This is a genomic window from uncultured Gemella sp. (assembly GCF_963525165.1).
GTDB lineage: Bacteria > Bacillota > Bacilli > Staphylococcales > Gemellaceae > Gemella.
Genome location: NZ_CAURJN010000023.1, coordinates 13,819 through 33,218 on the forward strand (window position 1 = coordinate 13,819; position 19,400 = coordinate 33,218).

Annotated in this window: 16 protein-coding genes; 11 read left to right on the forward strand and 5 right to left on the reverse strand. The window is 32.1% G+C overall.

Features of this window, described 5'->3' with window-relative positions; translation table 11 throughout:
- Positions 1-58: 58 nt before the first annotated feature.
- Positions 59-601, forward strand: coding sequence for a PepSY domain-containing protein (locus RWQ74_RS05830; protein WP_314397334.1), 543 nt, complete (start codon positions 59-61; stop codon positions 599-601).
- Between the two features lie 107 nt (positions 602-708).
- Here the strand turns inward: RWQ74_RS05830 and RWQ74_RS05835 are convergent, their stop codons facing one another.
- Positions 709-1,236, reverse strand: coding sequence for a hypothetical protein (locus RWQ74_RS05835; RefSeq protein ID WP_314397335.1), 528 nt, complete (start codon positions 1,234-1,236; stop codon positions 709-711).
- 13 nt (positions 1,237-1,249) lie between these two features.
- Positions 1,250-1,567, reverse strand: a complete 318-nt coding sequence (locus RWQ74_RS05840; RefSeq protein ID WP_314397336.1) for a hypothetical protein — start codon at positions 1,565-1,567, stop codon at positions 1,250-1,252.
- Between the two features lie 186 nt (positions 1,568-1,753).
- On the opposite strand from RWQ74_RS05840, the gene upp reads away from it, so the two are divergent.
- From upp to RWQ74_RS05885, 9 genes are all read left to right on the forward strand, one after another.
- Positions 1,754-2,383, forward strand: coding sequence for a uracil phosphoribosyltransferase (gene upp, locus RWQ74_RS05845; RefSeq protein WP_314160625.1), 630 nt, complete (start codon positions 1,754-1,756; stop codon positions 2,381-2,383).
- A 152-nt stretch (positions 2,384-2,535) separates the two neighbouring features.
- Positions 2,536-3,264 carry a F0F1 ATP synthase subunit A gene (gene atpB, locus RWQ74_RS05850; RefSeq protein WP_314397337.1) on the forward strand — a complete coding sequence of 243 codons (729 nt, stop codon included), beginning with the start codon at positions 2,536-2,538 and terminating at the stop codon, positions 3,262-3,264.
- A 78-nt stretch (positions 3,265-3,342) separates the two neighbouring features.
- Positions 3,343-3,558, forward strand: a complete 216-nt coding sequence (atpE, locus tag RWQ74_RS05855; RefSeq protein WP_003143965.1) for a F0F1 ATP synthase subunit C — start codon at positions 3,343-3,345, stop codon at positions 3,556-3,558.
- 53 nt (positions 3,559-3,611) lie between these two features.
- Positions 3,612-4,136 (forward strand): F0F1 ATP synthase subunit B, encoded by a 525-nt coding sequence (gene atpF, locus RWQ74_RS05860; protein ID WP_314397338.1) that lies wholly within the window; start codon positions 3,612-3,614, stop codon positions 4,134-4,136.
- Positions 4,136-4,675, forward strand: a complete 540-nt coding sequence (gene atpH, locus RWQ74_RS05865) for an ATP synthase F1 subunit delta (protein ID WP_314397339.1) — start codon at positions 4,136-4,138, stop codon at positions 4,673-4,675. Before atpF ends, atpH begins: the two co-directional genes overlap by 1 nt.
- A gap of 27 nt (positions 4,676-4,702) precedes the next feature.
- Positions 4,703-6,205 carry a F0F1 ATP synthase subunit alpha gene (gene atpA / locus RWQ74_RS05870; protein WP_314397340.1) on the forward strand — a complete coding sequence of 501 codons (1,503 nt, stop codon included), beginning with the start codon at positions 4,703-4,705 and terminating at the stop codon, positions 6,203-6,205.
- A gap of 34 nt (positions 6,206-6,239) precedes the next feature.
- Complete coding sequence (atpG, locus tag RWQ74_RS05875; RefSeq protein ID WP_314397341.1) at positions 6,240-7,112, forward strand: ATP synthase F1 subunit gamma; 873 nt, start codon at positions 6,240-6,242, stop codon at positions 7,110-7,112.
- A 39-nt stretch (positions 7,113-7,151) separates the two neighbouring features.
- Entirely contained in the window at positions 7,152-8,567 is a 1,416-nt protein-coding gene (gene atpD, locus RWQ74_RS05880) for a F0F1 ATP synthase subunit beta (RefSeq protein ID WP_314160144.1), read from the forward strand.
- A gap of 20 nt (positions 8,568-8,587) precedes the next feature.
- Entirely contained in the window at positions 8,588-8,995 is a 408-nt protein-coding gene (locus tag RWQ74_RS05885; protein WP_314160143.1) for a F0F1 ATP synthase subunit epsilon, read from the forward strand.
- 151 nt (positions 8,996-9,146) lie between these two features.
- On the opposite strand, the gene RWQ74_RS05890 is transcribed toward RWQ74_RS05885, so the two are convergent.
- From RWQ74_RS05890 to RWQ74_RS05900, 3 genes are all read right to left on the reverse strand, one after another.
- The gene (locus RWQ74_RS05890) at positions 9,147-11,801 is read right to left on the reverse strand and encodes an amidase family protein (RefSeq protein ID WP_314397342.1); all 2,655 of its coding nucleotides are present in this window, start codon (positions 11,799-11,801) and stop codon (positions 9,147-9,149) included.
- Positions 11,802-12,026: 225 nt separating this feature from the next.
- Positions 12,027-14,483 carry an amidase family protein gene (locus RWQ74_RS05895; protein ID WP_314397343.1) on the reverse strand — a complete coding sequence of 819 codons (2,457 nt, stop codon included), beginning with the start codon at positions 14,481-14,483 and terminating at the stop codon, positions 12,027-12,029.
- A gap of 195 nt (positions 14,484-14,678) precedes the next feature.
- Positions 14,679-15,527 (reverse strand): 5'-nucleotidase, lipoprotein e(P4) family, encoded by an 849-nt coding sequence (locus tag RWQ74_RS05900; RefSeq protein WP_314397344.1) that lies wholly within the window; start codon positions 15,525-15,527, stop codon positions 14,679-14,681.
- Between the two features lie 758 nt (positions 15,528-16,285).
- Here RWQ74_RS05900 and RWQ74_RS05905 point away from each other — a divergent pair.
- The coding region (locus RWQ74_RS05905) for a YSIRK-type signal peptide-containing protein (RefSeq protein WP_314397345.1) at positions 16,286-19,400 on the forward strand (3,115 nt) is incomplete at its 3' end.

The window sequence follows — 19,400 nt, forward strand, 5'->3', positions numbered from 1 at the left end:
TAAGATTTATAAAGGAAATGTATAATAAAAATATAAAGAAAAAAGAGGGAAATGAAAAATGACAGAAACTAAAAGAAAAAGAAACTTTTTAAAACCATTAATTATCGGAGCGTTAGCTGTGATAGTGACAGGCAGCGTTGGAGCCTATGCTTATGATAAGTATGAAGAAGGACAAAGAGCTAAAATTCAAGAAGCATACTCGAATGTAAAAATGAATGTCGGAAATCAGTCAGCTCAAAATAATAATGGAAACAATAACGACAATAGCAACAATGGAGATAATGGTTTGAATAGTAATTCACAAAATAATAACCAGCCTTCAAATGTTCAAAATAATAATAACAATAATACTCAACAAAACACACAAAACGCTAAATCACAACAAGAAATTCGCTCAATAGTAGCACAAGCAATTTCAACTCCTGAGCAAGACATTAATTTTGTAAAAATTAAACCTGAGTATGAGGATGATTATGCAATGCAAAATAATGGAGTGCCTTTATACATATATGAAGTAGAAGCTCGCGCGAATGGATTAGAATATGATGTGGTAGTAGATGCCGTATCAGGAAAAGTACTAAAAGTAGAAATTGATAACTAATAAAAAACTGATAATCTAGAAATAAAATCTAGGTTATCAGTTTTTTATATTTATAGAAGCGGATTTAACATATAAATTAAGATATATGATATCTTCTATATGTTCGGCTATTTTTTGTTATTGTTATAAATATAATATCCAATAAAAATAGAGACAATTAAGTACAAATTAAAATTAGGATTAGCGATATAGAATAACATTGCTCTATAAGATAATCTCATGAGTAATCCTTGGATAATCGATGGTGCAAAAAGTAAAATTATGATTATAGAATTATTCATCTTTCTTGATATTAATATTATAAAAATTAATATTAGCAAAAGAATTAGTATTGCTAAGTATCTATTTATAATAATATTAAATAAAGTAGGAAATTTAAAAGGATTAAAAAATATTAACAATGCGATTAACAATACTAATAGTGTAATTATAGTACTCTTAGTACGTTCATCAAGTTTGCTTTTACTAGTGTACATAAATATATAACTTAGATAGAATCCTCCAAAAATTAAAATGCCAACGACAGCAGCTTCTAAAAGATTTAAAGCCATGAAAGGATTAGCTAAAATCGGTGTTAAGTAAAAAAGTAAATATATACCAGTTGCAATTAGAAAATTACGTTTGAAAATTGTCATATGATCTCCTTATTTATTTTATTAATGCAGTTAAAGCATAGGCAACAAAAGAAAATACTATTATGAGAAGTATTAAAACCAAAGCACTTGAATTAAAAATAAAAAATAGCGGAAGTGCTAGAATAATACTAAGTAGTGGTGTATAAATTGTTCTTTGCAATAAGTAGGTTATTAATAATGTAATTGCAAATGAAGAAAATCCATAAACTAAGATTAAAACGAACCCAGCTTTATCGCTAGTGCCACTATAAAATTTCAAAAAAAGTAGGGGAATAACATAGTATAAAATACTAGTAAGTAAAAATATTCCTAATAATGTTTTTCTTTGCATGATAAAGTCTCCATAAATATTGTTTTTATTATTGTAATATTTTATATTGTATAAGTCTAGTAATATAACAAAACTAATAAAAAAATATTTATTGAACTGAGTAAAATATTTTCGGATATCTCTTGTTAAAATGAAATAATTAGAGTAAAATAAATATAATAACAATACAAAGGAGAACTATAAATTATGTCAAAAGTTCATGTTTTTGATCATCCATTGATCCAACATAAATTATCTTTCATTAGAGATAAAAGAACGGGATCTAAAGACTTTAGACAACTTACTAATGAAGTAGGTTCTTTAATGGCTTATGAAATCACTCGTGACCTTCCGCTGGAGGATGTTGAAGTAGAAACTCCAATCCAAACTACTACTTGTAAACGTCTTGCAGGTAAAAAAGTTGTATTCGTTCCAATTCTACGTGCAGGATTAGGAATGGTAGATGGTTTAATGAATTTAATTCCATCTGCAAGAGTAGGTCACGTTGGATTATATCGTGATCCAGAAACTCTACAACCACATGAGTATTTTGTTAAAATACCTAGCAATCCAGAAGAACGTCATTTCATCGTTGTTGATCCAATGTTAGCAACTGGTGGTTCTGCAATTGCTGCAATTAACTCATTAAAACAACGTGGGGTTACTGATATTAAATTTATGTGTCTAATTGCAGCACCTGAAGGTGTAAAAGCATTACACGAAGCGCATCCAGATGTAGATATTTTTATCGCTGGGCTTGACGAGAAACTAAATGATCACGGGTACATTGTACCAGGATTAGGAGATGCTGGAGACAGAATCTTTGGAACAAAATAAAAGATTATTTTTTAATCAATTCATATAAAATTTAAGAAATCGCTAGCAAATATTTCAAAATCATATTATAATATGATTATGTATTTCTAATTTTATATTACAACAGATTTAGAAATCTAAAAGTTACTTAAGAAAAGAGGTGAGGGGAATATATGGAAAAACACACATATCTTATTACCAAATTATTTGGCTATGATATAACGGTTAATATTCCTAGTGTAATCACAACTTTAATAACAGTATTACTTACCTTTGTTATTGTGATGTTTCTAACTAGTAGAATAAAATTAAGACCAGATAGTAAACGTCAAAATGCGGTTGAATTACTTGCGTATTTCGTTAGTGATAATGTCATCAAAGGTAATGTTAACTGGAAAAAATATGGTAAAGGATTATGGGCAACAGCTCTAACAATTATTTCACTTGTTGCAGTAGCAAATACTATAGGTGTATTAATAGAAGTTAGTTACAATGAAGTAGTCTATGTCAACTCTGTAACTGCGGATCCAACATTTACTTTCTCTCTTGCATTATTGATTATTGCATTTACTCATTTTGCAGGGATTAAGTATAAAGGTGTTAAACACTATTTTGGTACATATACTTCTTCAGGTATAGGTATTACGCCATTTAAAGTTATTGAAGAGTTCACAAACTTAATGACTTTTTCAATGCGTTTATTCGGTAATATCTATGCAGGTGAAATATTATTAGCACTATTAGCTACACTTACAACAGTAGGATTCTTTGGTGCAATAGCTGGTATGGCAGGATTAGTAGTATGGAAAGGATTCTCTCTATTTATAGGATTTATCCAAGCGTATATCTTTACTGTCTTAACATTCATTTATTTATCACATAAAATTAGTGATGAACATTAATCTTTTTAAACGCACTATATGTGCAAAAATCTAATAATTAATAAAATTCATTTATTATCCAAGGAGGAAAATATAATTATGGTAGAATTAATTGGAGCAGGTTTAGCAGCAGGTTTAGCAGCAGTTGGTGCTGGTATCGGTAACGGATTTTTATTCGGTAAATTTATCGAAGGTGTATCTCGCCAACCAGAATTAGAGTCAAGATTAAAATCAAATGCTTTCGTATTATTCGCACTTGTTGAAGCAGTACCTATCTTAGCTATCGTTATTTCATTCGTTATCTTAGCTAAATAATTTAGTATAATACTGTAAACAAAAGAACTATGAAGAATAGGAGCATTTAGTAAATGGAAAATTTAGTATTTTTAGCTACTGAACACTCTTCTCATCAAGGTTTTAATCTAGGAAATATGGCTATTAATATTGTAGCTGTATTAATCTTATTAGTATTACTGAAAAAATTTGCTTGGGACAAACTTATTGATATGTTAGATGAGCGTCAAAAATTAGTTGAAGGTCAACTTGATGATGCCGCTAAAAATCAAAAAGAAGCACTAATTTTACTTGAAGAAAATCAGGAAAAATTAAGAAATGCGCAACAAGAAATCAAAGTTATGATGGAAGATGCTCGTGAACAATCTAAGGTTGAAAAACAAGCTATTCTTGAAGAAGCGCGTAAACAAGCAGAACAATTAAAAGTAAATGCTCAAAGAGACATTGAGGACGAGAAGAAAAGAGCGCTTGAAGAAATCAACAAACAAATCGCTGATTTATCAGTGCTTGTAGCTTCGAAAATTTTAGAAAAAGAATTAGATGGCTCAACACAAAGTGAATATGTTGATAAAGTCATTAAAGAGGTAGGGGTGAAATAATGAGTAAGTCAGTATTAGCTAATAAAATTGGATATTCATTATTTGAAGTTGCAAAAGAAAATAACACTTTAGAAGAAGTTTCTTATGAGTTAAAAGAAGTTGCAAAAGTTGTTAATGGAAACTCTGATTTTGTTACATTGATGAACAACCCTAATTTAGAAAAAATAAAAAAAATTAACTTGATTGATGCATCATTTGCAGGAGTAAATAAATATGTTGTGAATGTTGTAAAAATTTTAGCAGGTAACCTGCAAATCTCATTAATTAATTTCGTTTTAGAACAATATACTGAATTGTTTAATAAACATTCAAGAAATGTTGTTGTTAAAGCTGAATCAGCTTTACCTTTAACTGAAGTGCAGTTAGAAAATCTAAAAGAAAAAATTAAAAATGAGTTACAACTAGAAAATGTAGAAATTGATAATTTTGTAGATGAAAGTCTTCTAGGTGGTTTAAAACTTACTTACAACAATAAAGTAGTTGATGCTACTATTAAGGCTAAATTGAATGCTATAAAATCAAAAATTTCTTCAATCTAGAAGAAGTTGAAACAAGGAGGGACATAAATGGCTATTAAAGCTGAAGAAATTAGTTCATTACTAAAATCACAAATAGAAAATTATCAGTTTGAAGTTAAGTCAACAGATGTCGGTACAGTTATAGAAGTAGGGGACGGTATTGCTCGTGTATACGGTCTTAATGAAATAATGAGTGGTGAGCTAGTTGAGTTCACTAAAACTGGGGTTATGGGGCTTGCTCAAAACCTTGAAGACACAAACGTTGGTATCGTAATTTTAGGTCCAACTACTGATATTAAAGAAGGAGACGAAGTTCGTCGTACTGGACGTGTTATGGACGTTCCTGTAGGTGAAGAATTAATTGGACGTGTAGTTGATCCATTAGGACAACCAGTTGATGGTCGTGGACCAGTTAACACTACAAAACGTCGTCCAATCGAATCTCCAGCAGTAGGGGTTATGGGACGTAAATCAGTATCAGTTCCGTTCCAAACTGGTATTAAAGCGATTGACGCATTAGTACCTATCGGTCGTGGACAACGTGAGCTTATTATCGGAGACAGACAAACAGGTAAAACTGCAGTTGCTATCGACTCAATCTTAGCTCAAAAAGGACAAGATGTAATTTGTATCTATGTAGCAATAGGACAAAAAGAATCTACAGTACGTAGTGTTGTAGAAACTCTTAAAGAACACGGTGCTTTAGACTACACTATCGTAGTAACAGCATCAGCATCTCAACCAGCACCACTTCTTTACATCGCACCTTATGCAGGGGTTGCAATGGCAGAAGAATTCATGTTTAATGGTAAAGATGTAGTAATCGTATATGATGACTTATCTAAACAAGCAGCAGCTTACCGTGAGTTATCATTACTATTAAAACGACCACCAGGTCGTGAAGCATACCCAGGGGACGTATTCTACTTACACTCTCGTCTTCTAGAGCGTGCTGCTCGTGTAAATGAAGATTTCGGTGGAGGAAGTATCACGGCACTACCATTCGTAGAAACTCAAGCAGGTGATATCTCTGCATATATTCCAACAAACGTAATTTCAATTACAGATGGACAAATCTTCTTACAATCAGATTTATTCTTCTCAGGTATTAGACCAGCGATTAACGCCGGACTTTCAGTATCTAGGGTAGGGGGATCTGCACAAATTAAAGCGATGAAAAAAGTATCAGGTACTTTACGTCTTGACTTAGCATCTTACCGTGAGTTAGAAAGCTTTGCTCAATTTGGTTCTGACCTAGATCCAGCGACTCGTGAAAAACTAGAACGTGGTAAACGTACAGTTGAAGTTTTAAAACAAGACTTACACAAACCAATTCCAGTAGAAAAACAAGTTATGATTCTTTATGCTTTAACTCACGGATTCTTAGATGATGTAGAAGTTAAAGATATTCACAGATTTGAACAAGAATTATATTCATACTTAGATGCTCATGAAAATGAAGCAGTTAAGCACATTATTGAAACAAAAGACTTACCAGCAACAGAAGTTATGGATGAAGTAATCGCTGCATTCAAAAAAACTTTTGCTTAAGATGATAAGTAGTAGAGTAAAGGTGGTGAACTAATTGGCGTCACTAAGAGATATAAAAAACAAAATCAATTCTACTAAGAAAACTAGTCATATTACAAAAGCGATGGAGATGGTTTCAACTTCTAAGCTTTTAAAAGCACAATCAAATACACAAAAATTTAATCCATATATGCAAAAAATGCAAGAAGTAATGGGAACAATTTTTGGTAAAAGTTCTAGTATTAAACACCCGATGTTAGAAAAAAGAGAAACTAAGAAAACTCTTTATGTGGTAATTACTAGTGATAGTGGTTTATGTGGAGGATTCAACTCAAACGTTATTAGAAACTTTGTTAATACTGTTAATGAAAGACATGCTAATAGCGAGTATGGTATTGTTGCTATAGGTAACTATGGGGCAGAATTCTTTAGAAAAAATGGCTATAATGTAGTTGATAGTTATAGAGATATACCAGATGAGCCAAGTTTCACTCAGGTTAAACAAATTACTAATAAAGTAGTAGGATACTTTATTGATAAAGAATATGATGAAATTTATTTACATTATAATCACTTTGTTAGTATGATTCAACAGGTTGTAACTGAAAGTAAAGTTCTTCCTATTGACAATACAGATAAATTCGCAAATTCTGAAGAACAACAACCTACAGGAGCTTACGAATTTGAGCCTGGTGAGACAGCTGTGCTAGATGTAATACTACCTCAATATGCAGAAAGTATGATTTATGGAAGTATATTAGATAGTAAAGCTAGTGAGCATTCTGCAAGAAAAACAGCAATGAAAAATTCAACTGATAATGCAGGAAATATTATTGATACACTTACGATTAAATATAATCGTGCAAGACAAGCTGCAATTACACAAGAAATTACAGAGATTGTAAGTGGAGCAGCAGCAACAAAATAGTAATGAGAAAGGAGAAGCTATTAAGTTAGCATACAACATATGAATAAAGGTTATATTCTCCAAGTTATGGGACCTGTAGTAGATGTTAAATTCGAATCAGGGCATATGCCAAATCTATTAAACGCTTTAGAAGTTTATATAGAAAAAGGCGATGGGAAAAAAGAAAAATTAGTTCTTGAAGTTTCTCTAGAAATTGGTGATAACGTAGTAAGAACAATCGCTATGTCATCTACTGATGGATTAAATAGGGGAGCGGAAGTAGTAGATACAGGAGCACCAATTGCGGTTCCTGTAGGTAACTATACATTAGGTCGTGTATTCAACGTACTAGGTGAAGCAGTTGACCACGGTGAAGAAGCAGGAGCAGAAGTTCGTAAAGATTCAATTCACAAAGAAGCTCCAACATTCGAAGAATTATCAACTCACGTTGAGGTTCTTGAAACAGGTATTAAAGTTATCGACTTACTTGCACCATATATTAAAGGTGGTAAAATCGGTCTTTTCGGTGGTGCGGGAGTTGGTAAAACGGTTCTTATCCAAGAACTTATCAACAACGTTGCGCAACAACACGGTGGATTATCAGTATTCACAGGTGTAGGTGAACGTACTCGTGAAGGAAATGACTTATACTATGAAATGAAAGATTCTGGTGTTATTAACAAAACAGCCATGGTATTCGGACAAATGAACGAACCACCAGGTGCTCGTATGCGTGTAGCATTAACAGGATTAACAATGGCGGAATACTTCCGTGATGAAGAAGGACAAGACGTGCTTCTATTCATCGATAACATCTTCCGTTTCACACAAGCAGGTTCTGAGGTTTCTGCGTTATTAGGACGTATGCCATCAGCCGTTGGTTACCAACCAACACTTGCTACAGAGATGGGACGTTTACAAGAACGTATCACATCTACTAAAAAAGGTTCTGTTACATCTATCCAAGCGATTTACGTACCAGCCGATGACTATACTGACCCGGCTCCAGCGACTACATTCGCTCACTTAGATGCAACAACAAACCTTGAGCGTGCGTTAACAGAGATGGGTATCTACCCAGCAGTTGACCCACTTGCTTCTACATCAAGAGCACTAGCTCCTGAAATTGTAGGAGAAGAACACTATCAAGTTGCGACAAGAATTCAAAGAACTCTTCAAAAATATCGTGAATTACAAGATATTATCGCCATCTTAGGTATGGATGAATTAAGTGATGAAGATAAGAAAACAGTTGATAGAGCACGTCGTGTTCAATTCTTCTTATCTCAAAACTTCCACGTAGCTGAACAATTCACAGGTCAACCTGGTTCATACGTACCAGTATCTGAATCAGTACAAGCATTCAAAGGAATTTTAGATGGTAAATACGACCACATTCCTGAAGATGCATTCCGTCTAGTTGGTGGAATTGAAGACGTATTAGAAAAAGCTCGTAAACTAGGAGTAGAAGTATAATACAAATAGGAGGTAAATAAATGAATACTTTAAGTGTAAGCATTGTTACTCCTAATGGAGAAGCTTATAGCGCAAAAGAAGCTTCTATGGTTGTATTGGGAACTACAAGTGGACAACTTGGTGTAATGGCTAACCATGTTCCTATGGTAGCGTCATTAAAGATTGGTCCTCTTAAAGTGAATTTTCCTGATGGACGAGAAGAGTATCTAGCTGTAAGTGAAGGATTTGTGGAAACACATAAAGGCGAAGTAACTATTATAGTTCAAACAGCAGAATTAGGTAAAGATATCGATGTTGAACGTGCTAAAAGAGCGTTACAACGTGCAGAAGATCGTCTTGCTAAAAAAGAAGAAGGTCTTGATGTAAGACGTGCTGAACTAGCTTTAGCTAAAGCTTGTGCTCGTCTGAAGGTAGCTGAACAATTATAAGAAAAAATGTAGTTCATATTTATTATGGACTACATTTTTTTATTATATACTGAGATTGTTTCATATTATGTTTTGAAATTTATAAAGCAACAAAAAACCTCGGAATTTAGGTTTCATAATAGAAATTTATTTCCGAGGTTATATATTTCAATTAATTATTTTTTCTGCGTTTTAATAATCCGATTAAAGCAAGAAGTGATAGTCCAATTGCAGTTAGAGCTTTACCTGTAGTTTCACCAGTTTTTGGAAGAGTTTTTGGTGCGTTAGTAGGAGTAGAGTTAGTTCCTCTAGTATCTATTACTGTGAATTTTTTCTCTTCTTGAACAGCTGACGAGTTTATATCTTTTTCGCTTGAAGCAAATGCTGTTTTAATTTTAGCAACAATAGCAAATTTACTAAAGTGGTTAACTGTAAATTGTAAACTTCCGTTGGTTACATTTGATGGTACAACCTCAATTGAACTATCTTCTTTTATATGATAAACAAGAATATCTTTGTTCTGTTCGTTTTGAAGTAATGCAACTTTTACTGTTCTTGGAACATCAAGTTTTACAGTCTCATTATTTTTTTGTAATTCTAAATCTACAACTCTTATTGAAGTAATGTCTTTTTTGTCTTTAATAGTGTTGTTGGCGTCAGCAATAATTTTATCTTTTAAATCTTCAAGATTTACATCTTTTGTAATATCTTTTGCTTCAAAAGTTAAATCTTTGGCATCTGCTTGATTTAAATCTACACTAATGTTGTTATCTTTTGATTTAATAGTTACAGTAACTGTATTATTATTGATATTTAATTCTGGTAGTTCTGTAACGTCAGGAGCAACAGCTGGTTTGTTTACTTCAGAAATATTCCCGTCTTTATCGACAACTACTTTATTACCACTTTCAGAAAGACCGTCGATTTTACCAGTGAAAGGTTTAAGTTCTTCAGAAATAGGTGCTTCAGAAGGAACTGAATATTCATATTTTGTACCATATTCATTTTCTCTAACTTTATTTCCATTTTCTGAAACAACTGTGTTTCTCACACTTGGATGCATCACAAATTGATTATTATCTTGGAATAATTGTCCTATTTCAAGAAGTATTTTCTCAGAGTTGTTTTGAGCTGCGAACATAACACCAAGAGGAAGGTTGTTTGCACTCTTATAAACTGGTAATGATATTGCAGGGTTTCCTGTTAAGTTGAATAACCAAGTGAATGGTGTTCTTCTCATCATAGGTTCCCATTGTTTAACAAGTAGATTGAATCTTTCTTTTGGATCTTTGATTTTATTAATATTATAAAGTTGTTCTTCAACTTTTGTATCAACATAAGGATCTACTTTTTTATCATTTGATGGTGCTGTTACCGCATTAGTAGCCATTAAGAATAAATCGTATTTTTTATAAAATTCATTCATTTGATTAGCATATATTGTTGGTGCTTTAGCAGAAGACACATCAGTGTTTGCAGTTTTTCCTTTATAAGATGATGTTCCTAATGCATAGGTAGCAGGATCTAAATCACGTTTGTTTTCTTCTGTTGCAGCTTTTGCAGGGGCAGTATATCCACCACCAATAGCTCCGATAGTGTAAGTTCTAATTCCCTCATAGCCATCAATAGGGAATTCATTTACTTCTTCAACTGTGAAACCTTGTTTTTTAAGGAAATCTACAGCTTTTAGAACAGCTTTTTTACCATCTTCACTTAATTCAACATCTTTTAAAGGTGTCTTAAGTGAATAAGCAATTTTTAATTTTTTCAAATCAGTTGGAACTTCTTCTAATGTTTTAGGTTTATTAATTAGTGTCTTATCAAAATAAGTTTTAGCATCTTCAATAGTTTTTACTAGAGGGAATTTTACTACATGACCAGTTGGTTTTAAACCTATTAATCCAGTCCATGATGCAGGAATACGAATTGAGCCACCAGCATCACTACCACTTGCAATTGATACCATACCACTAGCTACAGCTCCAGCACTTCCTCCTGAAGATCCTCCAGTATTACGACTAGGGTCCCAAGGGTTACCAGCAGGTCCAAGTAATTTAGAATCTGTAATATTTCTAGTTCCTAGTTCTGGATAATTAGTTTGACCAAGTATCACAAAACCTAGTTTTGCAAATTCTTTTGCTACAGCTCCGCTAATAGAAGATATTTTTCCTTTATTAAAATAAACTCCGTTAGAAGAATCTCCATTTTTTAAAGGGTCTAATCCTTTAATTAAAGTTGGAACTCCTAAAAATGGTTGTTCTTCCCAATTTACTGGATTAGCTGCAAGATTACCTGCTTTTATTCTATCATCTATGTCTTTAGCAGTTTTATATGCTTCCTCAATAATAGCTTGAGGAATTTTACCATTTTCTGTAGTAAGTACAGCATTTAACTTAGGATTTTCTTCTGCAATAACTTTGTAAGCTAAGTCAACAAGCTCTGTACTTGTAACTTTTTTCTCACGAATAAGTTTTGCAAGTTCTAACGCACTTTTTTGTTTATATTCAGCAATCGTAAATGGAATTGTTGGTTTTGCAACTTCCTTACTTTCAACACTAGCGCTGTTAGGGGATTCATTGTTGCTTGAAGTCGATGCTACATTGTGAACTGGAGTAGCAGGGCTAGATGGTGTTGAAACAACAGTATTATTTGTAGAATTATTTACAGCAGTAGTTTTTTCGTTAGTACCAACTGTATTACTCACATTTGAAGCTGTGGTAGTTTTATCTTCACCAGCTTTAGCTTGATTGTCATTCGCTAATACTGGAAATAATGTTGCAGCAGCAAAGGCTGGTATAAGTACATATTTAATCTTATGTTTTTTCATTTTTATCTCCTAATTTTAAATAATGATTAAAGTCTTGGAAAAGCTTTCTACATACAATTATACTCTGATACTAGTTATCAATCAAGAAAATAGTTATATGAAATGAAAAATATCTTTATCTTCTATTGTCAAAAATTAAATTAAGGAATAGATGAGAAAATTTATCAAAGAAAAATAACTACGGTCAATTATTTAAATTAACCGTAGTCACATATAAACTTATTTTTAATTATTATTTTTGCGTTTTAATAATCCTATTAAAGCAAGGAATGAAAGTCCAATTGCAGATAGGAAGTTGTTTGTACTTTCACCAGTGTTTGGAAGAGTTTTAGGAGTTTCAGTTGATAATTTTGATTTTTCTTGAAGTGTCGCAGTATTTCTATCATTTTCACTTGGTGATAAAGCTGTTTTGATTTTTGCAACAATAGCGAATTTGCTGAAGTGATTAACAGTAAATTGTAGGCTATCTTTAGTTACTTTAGAAGGAACAAATTCAATAGAATTATCCTGTTTAATGTGGTAAACAAAGATATCTTTGTTTTGTTCATTTTGAAGTAAAGCAATTTTTACTGTTCTAGGTGATTTAAGTTCAACCTTTTCATTATTTTTTTGTAATTCTAAGTCAAGAACTCTAATAGATGTAATTTGGTCTTTGTTGTTAATATTGTTATTGTTATCAGCAACAACTTTATCTTTTAATTTTTCTAAGTTTGTATCTTTAGTAACATCTTTTGCTGATAATGTTAGATTTTCAGCATCTTTAGAATTTAAATCAACACTCACATTATTGTCTTTTGATTTTAAAGTAACAGTTACTGTATTGTTATTAAGATTTAGTATAGGTTTATTTTCTGAAATATTTGTACTTCTAATAGCAGGATTCATTTTGAATTGATGTCTGTCTTGGAAGTATTGACCTATTTCTAAAAGAATTTTTTCAGAGTTATTTTTAGCTGCAAACATAACTCCAAATGGTAAGTTTTTATCACTTAGATATGTAGGTAGAGAGATTGCTGGATTTCCAGATAAATTAAATACCCAAGTATATGGAGAACGTCTTGTCATCGGTAACCATTGTTTAATTAATAAATCAAATCTTTCTTTTGGATCTTTAATTTTATTAATATTATATAGTTGCTCTTCAACAGCTGGATCTACATATGGATCAACTTTTTTATCATTAGAAGGAGCAGTAACATTGTTAGTCGGTACTAAGAATAAATCATATTTTTTATAAAACTCATTCATTTGATCAATGAATGTAGATAATGGTTTTACAGAAGAAATATCAGTGTTAGCATTTGGTCCCATATAAGAAGATGTTCCTAATGCATAAGTTGCAGGATCTAATTGACGTTTATTTTCTTCTGTTACACCCTTAACAGCGGCAACATAACCTTCTTCACCAATGGCCCCTACAGTATAAGTTTTAATTCCTTCATAACCATCAATAGGGAAGTCTTTAACTTCTTCAACAGTAAATCCTTCTTTTCTTAGAAAATCTACTGTTTCTAAAATAGCTTTTTTACCAACTTCACTAAGCTCAAGATCTTTAAGTGGAGTTTTAAGAGTGTAGGCTATTTTTAATTTTTTCAAATCTTTTGGTGGCTCTATTAATGTTTTTGGCTTATTATTTAATTCAGTTTTATCAAAGAATGCTTTAGCATCCTCGATAGTTTTAACTAGTGGGAATTTAACCACATGTCCAGTTGGTTTTAAACCGATTAGACCAGTCCATGAAGAAGGAATACGAATAGATCCCCCAGCATCACTACCACTAGCTATAGGAACCATACCACTAGCTACAGCTCCGGCGCTTCCTCCTGAAGATCCCCCAGTATTACGACTAGGATCCCATGGATTACTTGCAGGACCAAATAATTTTGAATCTGTAATATTTCTAGTACCAAGCTCAGGAGTGTTAGTTTGTCCAAGGATAACAAAACCTAATTTAGCAAATTCTGTAGCTACAGGACCATTCTTGTCTGCAATTTTCCCTTTATTTAGATATACCCCTTTAGTATAATCACCATTTTTTAATTCATCAAGACCTTTAATTAAAGTTGGAACTCCTAAGAATGGTTGTTCTTTCCAGTCTATAGGTTTAGCTGCAAGGTTTCCAGCTTTAATTCTATCGTCAATTTCTTTGGCAGTTTTATATGCTTCTTCAACAATAGCGTGAGGTATTTTACCATTTTCAGTAGTCAATACAGCATTTAATTTAGGGTTTTCTTCTGCAATAACTTTATAAGCTAAGTCAACAAGTTCTGTACTAGTAACTTTTTTTTCACGAATTAATTGAGCAAGTTCTAAAGCGCTCTTTTGTTTATATTCAGCTATAGTCAATGGAACTGTTGGTTTAACAGTTTCGCTGTCTACAATGCTTTCGCTGTTAGTTAATCCATTGTTATGTACAGGTGTAGTATTTACATTGCTTACTGGAGTAGCAGATTTTACACTACTTGCTGGACTAACTGGAGTAGTAGTTGTTGTTTCTGCAACATTGTTAGTAGTAGGAACACTAGCTGGTTTTTCGCTAGTGCCAACAGTATTATTAACAGTTGAAGGTGCTACAGTCTTATCGTCATTAGCTTTAGCTTGATTACCATCAGCTAATACTGGAAATAATGCAGCAGCTGCAAAAGCAGGAATAAGTACAAATTTCATATTATTTTTTTTCATTTTGAACTCCTATTTTAAATAATGATTGAAGCCTTGAAAAAGCTTTCTATTCACTATTATACTCCGATAGTAATTATCAATCAAGAAAATAATTCCTAAATATATAAAAAATATAAGTGCCTTAAAAATTATTTTTTTATAATTACATTAAGACACTTATATTTTTAATTATATCATTCTAGTTTTATTTTTAGATTAGTATCCTTTTAAGGCGTTCATACGAGCGTCTGATTGCCCTTTAGCATCTTTTTTCTCACCTTGGTATACTGCAGATTCCCATGATCCGTACATAGGGTTAGGGAAGATGATGAATTTATCACCGAATTCAGCTTTTAATTGTTCGAACATTTTATCTCTATCAGATTCTGATTTAGTAGAGAATTCAGCGAAGTCAACTAAGTTATCCCCAAATAACATAACAAGATTAGTATGTTTTAAAACTTCTTGACGACGTCCTTCTTTAGACTTATCACCTTCTTTTTTGAACATTAGGTGATCTCTTCCTTGAACAGGTAATCCTTGTGCTTCAAGGTTTTTAATAGTAGCATCTACTTGAGCATCTGTTCTATCTGAGATGTAGTAAATTTGAACTTTGTTTTTATCAGCAAATTGTAAGAATTCTTTTGCCCCAGCTACTGGTGTAGCTTCAGCTTTTTGAACCCATTCGTCCCATAATTTTGGATTAAACGCAGTTCCATCTTTAACCATTTTTACTTGGAATGGAATGTTACTTAATACTGTTTCATCAATATCAAGGACGATAGAGTATGGTTTGCTAGTAGGTTGTTTTAATAATTCTTTTAATTTATTAGTAGCAACGTTATAACCTTGTTGGTATAATGCATCTACTTCAGCAGCATTTTGATACCATAGAGATCCCATTGTATTTTCTCTTGATCTAAGTTGATCATAAGTAAGAGTTATTTTGTTATCTCCACTTTTATTTTCTTCTTTTTTTTCTTCAGTTTTTTGTGCACACCCAGTTGCAAGAACAACAGTAGCAAGAACTGATGAAATAGTCATAACAAGTTTTTTGTTTTTCATAATATATATAGCTCCTTTTGTTATCTACAGTATTTAGTATAAAATATATCTAACTAAAATTCAATATAAAATTATTATTTAAAAATTTAGAATGTGAATATTTTAATAAAGTATTTTAATATTTCTTAAGAAAGCGGTTTATAAAATGATAAGAAAATAAAATTAATAATATTATTTGTTTGATAATAATAAATTTAAAACTACTTATATTTAAATATGGGTATATAGTATGTATTGTGTAAGATTTTATATGTCAATCTACAGAATAGGAATAATTTTAAATAACAACTAATATATAATAAGAAGTTCTATGAGTAAAAGTCTAATATATTGATTGTTTAAGGGAATTAAAGATTAAAATTGGATTTTGTATGTAGTTAAAGAAAAATATAATAAAAAATTAAAACAATTTTAATTATATTTTAATTTAGTAATATATACTACTTATTTGTGAGGATTTCAAGAGATATTTAAAATCTCTTGTTAAAAATATTTCATACTATATTTTATTAAAATAATTAGACTATAAACTGATAGTTTGGTATAATAATATAATGTATAATGCTATATGATTATAATGATATATTATAATTCCATTATATTTTTAAAACTAATAAATAATGGAAATGATAATATATTATTATTATTATTATCGGCGCGGTCGATAGTAATAAATATGGTGATTTAATAGTTTAATATAAAAGGTACTTATTTTTAACTTCAAACTAGATTAATATTTTTAAAAAAGGAGAATAAAAGTGATAGGAAAAAATAATTATTATTTGAAAAATACAAAAGAGGGTACAAAAGTAGAGTCATACTCAATAAAGAAATTTAAAGTAGGTGCTGCGTCTGTAGTAATAGGTGCAAGTATCTTTTTTGGTGCTGGAGCAGTTGCTCAAGCTAGTGAATCTGTTTCAAACAACACAACAACAGATGAATCATTAGGAACAGATAATAAACTAGAAGTTGCGCCAAAAGCACAAGCCAAAGCAGTAGTAGAAAACACTAAAGAAAGTGTAGCAGCTGCAGTAGCTTCAAAACTAGAGAATTCAGAAAAAGAAACTCTAAATAAAACAGCCTTAACAAAATTAATTGAAGAAATTGATGGAAAATTTACTAACGGGAAATATGCTTCTAAAACAGAAGATAGTGTGAACAAATTAAAAGTAGCTTTAGAAGAAGCAAGAATAGTTTTAAATAATGCAAAAACACAAGCTGAATTAACACAAGCACAAGCTAAATTAGTTACAGCAACAACAAAATTACAAACAAAACCAGAAGATAAAAAAGAAGCACCAGCAGTAGATACGACAAACGGAAAACCTACTGTAGGTAAAAAAGCAACGAATACTGAAAAAGCATCAGACTCTAACTCGATTGCAAACTCAGGTTCTAGAGATGAACGTAACGGAAAAGCATTGGATACAAACAATCCGTTCCGTACAGATGCGGCTACAACGGATACAGATACTGCTGCGAATCAAACGTATACATTGCCAGGAGATAGTGCAAATCTTAAAGAGGTTGCAGATAGTCTAATAAACTTACCAACTAAAATTACTAATGAAACGAAAATAGCTTCTATTAATGAAGTTGGTGCACTACAAAATATGGCTCATGGAGAACTTAAAGATATTAATGAGTTCGGTGGATGGAAAGCCTCTAATGGTGGAGTTTTTGCTATTGCAAGAAAAACAGACAAAGGAGTATTTCCTATTGAAACTGTAAACACAGTATTAGTTGATTATGGACCGTATCAAACATGGTTAAACGAGAGTACTTTTGATCGTTCTCAAGACTATGCCTTATTTTTAGCAGAGGTTAGAACAAAAGCTACTAAAGATGAAGCTGTAGATGATGGTAGTGTATATAGACCTGAAAACCACTATGCTAATAAAGGAATAGGACTTGCTAAATTTAAAGGGATTGAAAAAACATTTAAAGCTTATTCTAAGTCTACTGGATCTGATGTTATTGTTTCTTTTAAAACCGGATTTACAGGAGATATTGATGGTCGTAAGGCTAAATATAGAGTAGAAGTATTCGCAAAAGATGAGTCAGGTACAACTAGTAAAATATACGATCAAACATTTAAGTCTGATGAGAATAAAGAAGATGCAACAAAAAAAGTAGTTGCACCTAGAATTGGAGGGAATCAATATTTCAATACGAATAGGGAACCACTACCTACTAGAGAAGCGTTAAATGAAAAATTGGCACAAGATTCTAATAAAAGAAGATTAAGTACTAGTACAGGAACATTTACAAGTAAAGGAATAGTATTGGCACCTAATGTTACGGAGTATACAGTTCGTATAAGCCCGGGGGATAATGCAAATTTAGGAATGGGATATCAAGTTCCATGGAAGCAATATGCATTACCTATTTCAGGATTAGGATTTACTATTGATCAAGATACAAGTAGGGTTGCTAAAACACTTTTACAAAGAGTTTACGATAAGTTAAAAGAAACAGAAGAGAGAGACACTAAAGGAAAAACTGAAGCAACTATCAATGCCTATAAAACACAATTGGAAAATGTTAAGAATTTATTGGCTGGGGATTTAAAGAAAACTCAAGATTATAAAAATATTGTAACAGCTGTGTTAACGGATCAACAAGCATTACGAACAGATAAGTCAAAATTAGTTACTTCAAATAATAAGTTATTAAACTTAATAAATGAAACTCCAGATCCAAGAATCGGTAAGACACCAAACTCTATAACGCCTTATGATTCTGCAAAAGAAGAAGCAATAAAAGCTCAAGAAGCGGCGCAAACTATATTAAATCAAGAAAATCCAGATCCAGATTTAGTAGCTTCTGCTGCAAGTAAATTAAATGAAAAATTAGCTGAGTTGAAAGCAGCAAGAGCTGAATTAGTAGTTGCAGCAACTACAGAACAAAAAACAAAGCTACAAAATGATTCAGATGCGCTAAAAGAAGCAGATAAGACAAACAAGACCCCGAATAGTATTATACAGTACAATGCTAAATATAGAGAATTGGAAGCAGCATTAACAGCTGCAAAAGCTCAGGCTAAAGCCGTATTAGATAAAGCAGAAAATGCTGGTAAAGTGGAAGCTACTGATGCTCAAATTGAAGTTGATAAAATCAAAGCTGAATTAGAAAAAGCAGCTGCATTATTGAAAGAAAAAGGAAATACAACTGAATTAGAAAAAGCTAAGAATGATTTAAAAACATTAACTCAAGAAACAAATGTTACTGCAGGGAAAACACAAGCAACAGCAGATAAGTATGATGCAGCTAAAACAGCAGCGGAAGCAGCAGTAACAGCAGCCGAAGCAGTAATTAACGACGAAAACGTAACAGCCAAAGCAGTAGCAGAAGCATTAGCGAACGTAAACGCTAAGAAAGCAGCATTAGAAGCAGCGAAAACAGCGTTAGTAGACAAAGTAACAGAAGCTCAAAAAACAACGTTAGGAAATGCGGGAACAGACTTAGCAGTATTAGGTGACACAGAATTAGCAGGTAAAACAAAAGCAACAGCAGATGCTTATAAAGCAGAAACTGGAAGCCTTACTGCAGACATTGAAGAAGCTAAGAAAGAAGCAGCCGCAATCTTAGCGGATCCAGAAAACAAAACGCAAGCAGAAGCAGCCCTAGTACAAGCTAAAATTGAAGCATTAAAAGCTAAACTAGAAGCAGCCAAAGCAAAATTAGTCGCTAAAGCAGATACAGCAGAGTTGTCAGCAGCAAAAGCGGAGTTAGATACAAAAGCAAAAGAAGTAGTTCCAACAGAAGGAAAAACAAAAGCTACAGTAGATGCGTATAACGAAGCGAAAGCAGCAGCAGAAGCAGCAGTAACAGCAGCCGAAGCAGTAATTAACGACGAAAACGTAACAGCCA

Coding starts and splice junctions, on each gene's coding strand:
- RWQ74_RS05830 (WP_314397334.1), top strand. CDS start 59: ATGACAGAAACTAAAAGAAAAAGAAACTTTTTAAAACCATTAATTATC.
- RWQ74_RS05835 (WP_314397335.1), bottom strand. CDS start 1,236: ATGACAATTTTCAAACGTAATTTTCTAATTGCAACTGGTATATATTTA.
- RWQ74_RS05840 (WP_314397336.1), bottom strand. CDS start 1,567: ATGCAAAGAAAAACATTATTAGGAATATTTTTACTTACTAGTATTTTA.
- upp (WP_314160625.1), top strand. CDS start 1,754: ATGTCAAAAGTTCATGTTTTTGATCATCCATTGATCCAACATAAATTA.
- atpB (WP_314397337.1), top strand. CDS start 2,536: ATGGAAAAACACACATATCTTATTACCAAATTATTTGGCTATGATATA.
- atpE (WP_003143965.1), top strand. CDS start 3,343: ATGGTAGAATTAATTGGAGCAGGTTTAGCAGCAGGTTTAGCAGCAGTT.
- atpF (WP_314397338.1), top strand. CDS start 3,612: ATGGAAAATTTAGTATTTTTAGCTACTGAACACTCTTCTCATCAAGGT.
- atpH (WP_314397339.1), top strand. CDS start 4,136: ATGAGTAAGTCAGTATTAGCTAATAAAATTGGATATTCATTATTTGAA.
- atpA (WP_314397340.1), top strand. CDS start 4,703: ATGGCTATTAAAGCTGAAGAAATTAGTTCATTACTAAAATCACAAATA.
- atpD (WP_314160144.1), top strand. CDS start 7,152: ATGAATAAAGGTTATATTCTCCAAGTTATGGGACCTGTAGTAGATGTT.
- RWQ74_RS05885 (WP_314160143.1), top strand. CDS start 8,588: ATGAATACTTTAAGTGTAAGCATTGTTACTCCTAATGGAGAAGCTTAT.
- RWQ74_RS05890 (WP_314397342.1), bottom strand. CDS start 11,801: ATGAAAAAACATAAGATTAAATATGTACTTATACCAGCCTTTGCTGCT.
- RWQ74_RS05895 (WP_314397343.1), bottom strand. CDS start 14,483: ATGAAAAAAAATAATATGAAATTTGTACTTATTCCTGCTTTTGCAGCT.
- RWQ74_RS05900 (WP_314397344.1), bottom strand. CDS start 15,527: ATGAAAAACAAAAAACTTGTTATGACTATTTCATCAGTTCTTGCTACT.